Here is a 4,258-nt window from a genome sequence, read left to right as displayed (position 1 = left end):
CGCCGCCGCGTGTTCAGCTACGCCGCCATTGGCTTGGTGGCCGGGCTCCTGGTGTCGGCCAACTACTTCGTTTGCCCTGCATTCTGGTTACATCCCCGTGGCTTGGCAGAGCCACTGCCGCTGTGGGCCGATGCCCGCCCCGCCGCGCCGGGCCCCAGCAGGCCGGCCTGGCCCGCCAAACCTGGAACGCAGCCCCCGTAACTCCCACGGCCATCGTGGTGCCCACCGACGAGGCCCCCAGCCTGTTGGCCGAAGCTAACGAGTTGGCCTCGGCTCCCGAAACCCCCGCGCCAGCCCCCGCCGAAACAGTGGCCGCGCCCGTTGCCGTTGCCAAAGCCGCAACCCCTGCGGCCAAGCCAGTAGCAACCGCTGCCAAGCGGGTGGCGGCCGTTGCCAAACCAGCTGTTGCAGCTAAGGCGCCGGAAGTGGCCAAAGCGGCGCCAGCGGCCGCGGCGTTCAGCACCACAATTAATGCGCCCACGGGCCGTTACTACATCGTGGGGGGCAGCTTCCGTACGCTGGCGGCGGCGCAGGGGCAGCGGCAGGCGCTGGCCAAGCTGGGCCACCGCTCGCGCGTGGTGTTGCCCCGCTTCAGCGGCCACAAAATCAAGGTTTCCATCGACGACTACGCCGACAAGCTGACGGCGGAGCGTGAGGCCCAGCGCATGCGCACCCAAACCCACCTGGGGAAAGACCTCTGGGTGCTGGCTAATTAAAGCTACTTCTTCCGAATGTCCATTTTCCTGTTGCAGGTAACTAACGCGGCGGTTTCCGCCGCCCCCGATTCTGTGAACGCGGCCGTGAACGCCGCCAACCAAGCCGACGGTGGGCTCTCGCTCATCGACCTGATTCTGAAGGGCGGCTGGATCATGCTGCCCCTGTTCATCCTGCTCTTCGTTTCGGTCTACATCATCCTGGAGCGCTACCTCACCATCCGCAAGGCCGGGGGGCAGCCCGAGTCGTTCATGAACGGCATCCGGGCCCTCATGGTGAAGAGCGACGTGCAGGGAGCCAAGCTGCTGTGCGCCCAAAACCCCTCGCCGCTGGCCCGCATGGTCGAGAAAGGCCTGCGCCGCCTGGGCCTGCCACTCACCGAAATCGAAGCCAGCGTGGAAAACGTGGGCAAGATTGAAATTGCCCGCCTCGAAAAGAACATCAATATCCTGGGCATCATTGCCGGCATCGCGCCCATGCTGGGCTTCGTGGGCACGATCATCGGCGTCATCAAAATTTTCTACGCCATCAACGCCACCGGCGACTTCGGTATTGCCCAGATTGCCGGGGGCCTCTACACCAAGATGGTGACCTCGGCCGCGGGCCTCATCGTGGGCATTATCGCCCACGCGGGCTACCACTGGCTCAGCATCCTGGTCGAGCGCATGGTGTTCCGCATGGAAAACTCGGCCATCGAGTTCATGGATATTTTGCAAGACAATTAATTTCAAATGTGGAAATTTAAGAATGTGAAAATGTGATGGATGGCAGCTGATTTTGGTTAGATAAAGTGGCCGTTCCGATTAGGGTATTTTCTCATTTCCACATCATCATTTTTCCACATTTACCTTGAATCTTTCCCGCCGCCATCGCCTGACCTCGCACGTCGAAACGGGGTCGATGAACGACATCATGTTTTTCTTGATGCTGTTCTTCCTCATCGTCAGCACGATGGTGAACCCGAACGTAATCAAGCTGCTGTTGCCCAACGCCAAAAGCAGCAAGCAGGTAATGAAGCAGCCCATCACCGTATCGGTGGACGCTGCGGGGGCCTACTTCGTTAACAAAAAGCCCGTGCAGCCCGCCGAGCTGGAAACGGAGCTAACGGCCCTCATCGGCAAAAACAACCTCGACACGCCCACCGTGGTGCTGCGCGTCGATGCCTCGCAAAACGTGCAAAAGCTGGTGGACATCCTCGAAGTCGGGAACCGTTTGAAGATCAAAATGGTGATGGCCACTCAGGCCCAGCAGGCCGCGGGGAAGTAAGTTCTTCTGAAAGCTGTTAGCTTATAGCTGTGAGCCGTTAGCTCACGTTCAATTATCAGCAACAAAAAAGCTAACGGCTAATGGCTATAAGCTAACAGCTCAAAAAAAAATGGCTCTTGACTATCCCGAACAGCACCGCCGCGAGGCCCTGATTGGTACCGTGGCCATCCACGTGGCCCTGGTGCTGTTTTGCCTGTTCACCGTATTTAAGGGCCCCAACCCGCCGCTCGACGAGATGGCCACGCCCGGCGGCGGCGGCGTGGAGCTGAACTACGGCGTGGACGCCGCTGGCAGCGGCGACGTGCAAACCACGGCCACCGCCAACGCCTCGCCCAACCGCCAGGACAGCCGCCCGCCCGCCACCGCGCCCGAGCCCCGGCCCGTAACGGCCGTGGCCCAGGCCACGCCCACGCCCCCGGCTGCCGAAAAAATCATCACCAGCGACGCCGAGGAAAGCCCCGTGACGGCCCCTGTGGTGGCCACGCCCGCGCCGCCCAAGGAGGAAGTGAAGGAGGCGCCCAAGCCGGCCCGCAAGGTGGCCGTTACGTTCTCGCCCAAGGGCACGGCCACGGGCGGCGGCAACGGCGTGAACGGCACCAGCACCGCGCCCACCGGCAACAACAACGGCGACCGCCCCGGCACCGTGGGCGACCAAGGCGATCCGCGCGGTTCGCTGAACGCCAAGTTGCTGTACGGCGGCGATGGTGACGGCGGTGGCTCGGGCGGCGGCAGTGGCCGGGGCCGCGGCAACGGCAGCGGTCAGGGCCTGGAAATGAGCGGCTGGGCCTTCGATTCGACGCCCAAAGCAGCGGCCATCGACGACAACTCCGGGGTGGTGCGCTTCAAAATCAACATTAACGCCGACGGCGAAGTTGAGGGCGTCGTCAAGGTGTCGGGCAACGTGTCGCCGGCCCAGGAGAAGCTGTGCCGCGACGCCTTGCAGGACGCCAGCTTCCGGCGCACCAACGGCGGGAGCGGCGGGGCCACGGGCTTCTACACGTTCCGGTTTTCTGTCCGGTAGAGGCTGGGCCGGCGGTCAGGTTCCGCTAGCGGCTCAAGCTGAGCAGCAGTGCTCCTATGTTAGCCTATGGGGCCTGTTGCTTTGGAAGCTGTCTGCCTGGCGTGGGGGCGTCGGCTTATTTCAAACGCTATGACTTACGACGAAACACTGGCCTTTCTCTACGCACAACTACCCATGTACCAGCGGGTAGGGGCGGCGGGCTTCAAGAAAGGCTTGGGTAACACCGAGGCCCTGCTGGCGGCCATGGGCCACCCGGAGCGGCGCTTCCGCAGCGTGCACGTGGCGGGTACTAATGGCAAGGGCAGCAGCTCGCACCTGCTGGCGGCGGTGCTGCAAAGCGCGGGCTACCGCGTGGGCCTCTACACCTCGCCGCACCTGCGCGCCTTTACTGAGCGGGTGCGCCTGAACGGGCAGGAGTTGGCCCCCGCGTACCTGGTGGCCTGGGTGGAAAAGTGGCGCGGCCTGTTTGCCGAAATTCAGCCCTCTTTTTTTGAGATGTGCGTGGCCCTGGCCTTCTGCTACTTCGCCGACGAGGCCGTGGACGTGGCCGTAGTAGAAGTGGGCCTGGGCGGGCGGCTCGACTCCACGAACGTCATCACGCCGCTCGTGTCGCTCATTACCAACATCAGCTACGACCACCAAGCCATGCTGGGCGACACGCTGCCCGAAATTGCGGGCGAAAAGGCGGGCATTATCAAGCCCGGCGTGCCGGTGGTCGTCAGCCAAACGCAGCCTGAAGTAGCGGCCGTGTTCGCGGCTAAAGCCGCCGCCGAAGCCGCGCCCCTCACCTGGGCCGACCGCGTGTACGCCGTGGCGCCGGGGCCTGCCGGGGCCCCCGCGGATGCGGCAGCGGGTACTCAGCTTTTCGACGTGGCGCGCGCTGGGGCCCCATATCTGCCCGGCGCCTCTTTAGGCCTGCTTGGGGACTACCAGGCCCTGAACCTGCCCGGCGTACTGGCCGTGCTTGACGAGCTGCGGACCCAGGGCTTTGCGCTGCCCGAGGCCGCCGTGCGCCAGGGCCTGCGCGACGTGGGGGCCCTCACCGGGCTGCGTGGGCGTTGGAGCATCCTGGGCCACGCGCCGCTGGTGGTGGCCGACACGGGCCATAACGAGGCCGGCCTGCGCCTGGTGATGCAGCAGTTGCTGCGCGTGCCGCACGAGCGCCTGCACCTGGTCATCGGCACGGTGAACGACAAGGACGTGGGGCCTGTGCTGGCGCTGCTGCCGCCCGCGGCCACGTATTATTTTGCCAGGCCG

General features: G+C 64.3%; 5 protein-coding genes. All 5 read left to right on the top strand.

Annotation, left to right across the window (positions count from 1 at the left end; genetic code table 11):
- Nucleotides 1-122 precede the first annotated feature (122 nt).
- On the top strand, nucleotides 123-716 hold the full coding sequence (locus tag BEN49_RS11760; RefSeq protein WP_070743642.1) for an SPOR domain-containing protein: 594 nt from the start codon (nucleotides 123-125) through the stop codon (nucleotides 714-716).
- A gap of 15 nt (nucleotides 717-731) precedes the next feature.
- The gene (locus tag BEN49_RS11755) at nucleotides 732-1,439 is read left to right on the top strand and encodes a MotA/TolQ/ExbB proton channel family protein (protein ID WP_083326020.1); all 708 of its coding nucleotides are present in this window, start codon (nucleotides 732-734) and stop codon (nucleotides 1,437-1,439) included.
- A 124-nt stretch (nucleotides 1,440-1,563) separates the two neighbouring features.
- Nucleotides 1,564-1,980, top strand: coding sequence for an ExbD/TolR family protein (locus tag BEN49_RS11750; protein ID WP_070743639.1), 417 nt, complete (start codon nucleotides 1,564-1,566; stop codon nucleotides 1,978-1,980).
- 109 nt (nucleotides 1,981-2,089) lie between these two features.
- On the top strand, nucleotides 2,090-3,001 hold the full coding sequence (locus BEN49_RS11745; RefSeq protein ID WP_070743637.1) for a hypothetical protein: 912 nt from the start codon (nucleotides 2,090-2,092) through the stop codon (nucleotides 2,999-3,001).
- 129 nt (nucleotides 3,002-3,130) lie between these two features.
- A partial coding sequence (locus BEN49_RS11740) for a bifunctional folylpolyglutamate synthase/dihydrofolate synthase (protein WP_070743633.1) occupies nucleotides 3,131-4,258 on the top strand: 1,128 nt, incomplete at its 3' end.

The organism is Hymenobacter coccineus, assembly GCF_001816125.1.
In the GTDB taxonomy this organism is placed as follows: Bacteria; Bacteroidota; Bacteroidia; order Cytophagales; family Hymenobacteraceae; genus Hymenobacter; species Hymenobacter coccineus.
Note: the sequence above shows the minus strand (reverse complement) of the source record. Positions and strands in the feature narration are given on the sequence as shown.